The following is a 1,816-nucleotide window of genomic DNA, read 5'->3' as shown; positions in this document are numbered from 1 at the left end:
CTTATATGGATGAATGGGAAGCTTTTTTAATAAAATTTTTTAAAATTTCTTTTAGAATTTTTAATATACTTTTATAAAAATGCATATTATAGATATCCAGAAGCGTATAAATTTATAGACGGAAATATAAGAACATGTAAAGATTGATGTTGAAAATAAAAACCTACTAAACATTGAAGAAGAAAATGTATGGATCTATAATCTCGGAAGATGTTATGCAAATATTATTATAGATAAAAATAAACGATCATCAAAAGTAAATATAAAAGATTAATAGAAGAATGTTAAATATTTATCTGAAAATGATGTTATAAATATACTTTAAATTTATAAAATCAATTAGAACTCCAAAAATTTAAAAATATTTTTTAAATTAGTTTATGTATGAACCTGAATCGGAANACTCAATAATAAGGATTTTTCTGTTAATATCTATAAATTAAATTCTACAATGAATTATGCTATGGAGAATAAAGACCAACCTAAAACTGGTTTAGATATAGATATTGTAGATAGATTAAAAGTATTAGAAAAAATGAAAGAAAAAGGATATAATCCATATCCATATGAATTTGATAAGTCGAATGATGTAAAGGAAATAGTAAATGATCCTAATAAATTTATGGATAAGTATGTTAAAATTACTGGAAGAGTTTATTCAATTAGAAAACATGGTGGAATTGTATTCTATGATATAAAAGAAGAAGGTTATAGAATACAGGTTGTTATTAAAAAAGATATAACAAAAAATTTTGATGACGCATTTGAGTTTATTCAGAGAGGGGATATAATTGGAGTATATGGAAAAGTAGGAAAAACAAAAGCTGGAGAATTATCTGTATTTGCTGAAGATTGGATTATATTAACAAAAGCATTAATTTCTTTGCCAGATCAATGGTATGGATTCTCTGATGTAGAAGAGAGATATAGAAAAAGATATTTAGATTTATTAATGAATGACGAAGTAAGGAAATATTTTGAAATAAGATTTAAAACAATAAGTTATGTAAGAAAATATTTTGAAAATTTAGGTATATAGAGGTTCAAACACCAGTATTACAACCAATATATGGAGGAGCAAATGCAAAACCATTTATTACATATGCATATGATTTAAAAGAGAATTGGTATTTAAGAATTGCTGTTGAACTATATTTAAAAAGATTAATTGTTGGTGGATTTAATAAAGTATATGAAATGGGATAAGATTTTAGAAATGAATCAATAGATATTAGGCATAATCCAGAATTTACAATGTTTGAAGCATATGAAGCATATGCAAATAGAGATAAAATGATGGAATTAGTAGAAAATTTAATATATGGAATTGCAAAAGATGTTATTGGAAGAGATTATATTGAATATAATGATAGAAAGATATCATTAAAACCTCCTTGGAGAAGACTAACAATGTATGTGAATTAAAAGAATATACAAATATAGATGTAACAAAATTATCAGATGAAGAAATACTGGAAATAATGAAACAGAATAATATTCAATTAGAATTAAAAGAATATAATAGGGGTCTAGCAATTACTGCATTATTTGAAGAATTGGTTGAAGATAAATTAATTGAACCAACATATATTATAGAACATCCAAAAGAGAGTACACCTTTCTGTAAAATAAGTAGAAAATATGGTTCCTTAGTTGAGAGAGCAGAAGGATATATCTTAGGAGTAGAAATTACAAATATATATTCTGAATTAAATGATCCAATATTACAAAATAAATTATTATTAGAACAAGCAAAAATGAGAGAATTAGGATTTGAAGAAGCACATTTATATGATCAGNNCTTTATAGAAGCATT

At 24.1% G+C, this 1,816-nt stretch carries 1 protein-coding gene and 2 pseudogenes (1 of these 3 only partly in view); all 3 read left to right on the top strand.

Annotated features, from left to right (window positions below):
- The first annotated feature begins 463 nt into the window (after nt 1-463).
- A complete protein-coding gene (locus tag LUA84_RS01615) occupies nt 464-1,039 on the top strand; it encodes an OB-fold nucleic acid binding domain-containing protein (RefSeq protein WP_231434145.1) in 576 nt (191 codons plus the stop codon).
- Nucleotides 1,036-1,425, top strand: a pseudogene (locus LUA84_RS04145) (amino acid--tRNA ligase-related protein). Before LUA84_RS01615 ends, LUA84_RS04145 begins: the two are co-directional and overlap by 4 nt.
- A pseudogene (locus LUA84_RS01610) lies at nt 1,395-1,816 on the top strand (amino acid--tRNA ligase-related protein) (it continues 196 nt past the right edge of the window). The pseudogenes LUA84_RS04145 and LUA84_RS01610 overlap by 31 nt, the downstream one beginning before the upstream one ends.

This window comes from Candidatus Nanopusillus massiliensis (genome assembly GCF_920984865.1).
The sequence above is the reverse complement of the archived record's forward strand: the minus strand, read 5'-3'. Positions and strand labels throughout refer to the sequence as shown.

What these genes read in the sequence shown, in the direction of transcription:
- LUA84_RS01615 (WP_231434145.1), top strand. Translation starts at nt 464, where the DNA reads ATGGAGAATAAAGACCAACCTAAAACTGGTTTAGATATAGATATTGTA.